The following is a 477-nucleotide window of genomic DNA, read 5'->3' on the forward strand; positions in this document are numbered from 1 at the left end:
TACTCACTCCCTGCACTCAGGGGACGGCGGGGGCAGCGGTGATCTCGGTGCCGTTCACGGTCACGGCGCCGGTCCGCGGGTCGATCGGGGGCGCGGCGGCGGGCGTGCCGTCGCTGTCGACGATGCCGACCTGGCGTCCGTCCTGCAGGACGATCCAGCCGCCGTCGAACTTCGCGCCGCGCACCTCGGTCGTGGCGCGGTAGAGCCCTGAGGGCTTGACCGCCTTGGCCGCGGTGAACTGCCAGGACTTCTTGCGGACGTCGACCGTGCCGTCGACCTTGTTCCCGCGCAGGGTGCCGTCGAGCTTCGCACCGTCGCTGCCGGTCAGCCGCATGGTGCCGTCGTCCTTGACGTCACCCTTCAGCCAGGCCTCCTGGGTGCGGCCGTCGCAGAAATACGCGATGGCCTTGCCGCCCTTGAGCGAGATGGCCACGGACGCTCTGTCGTCCTTCGTGCGGCCCGCGTACGAGGAGTCGG

At 70.6% G+C, this 477-nt stretch carries 1 protein-coding gene; it reads right to left on the bottom strand.

The window, feature by feature from the left end; translation table 11 throughout:
- Positions 1-16: 16 nt before the first annotated feature.
- Positions 17-477 (bottom strand): hypothetical protein (locus tag J0695_RS39155; protein ID WP_206969620.1); only part of this gene is annotated, 461 nt, incomplete at its 5' end.

It is taken from the genome of Streptomyces beijiangensis, from assembly GCF_017315755.1.
GTDB classification, from domain to species: domain Bacteria; phylum Actinomycetota; class Actinomycetes; order Streptomycetales; family Streptomycetaceae; genus Streptomyces; species Streptomyces beijiangensis.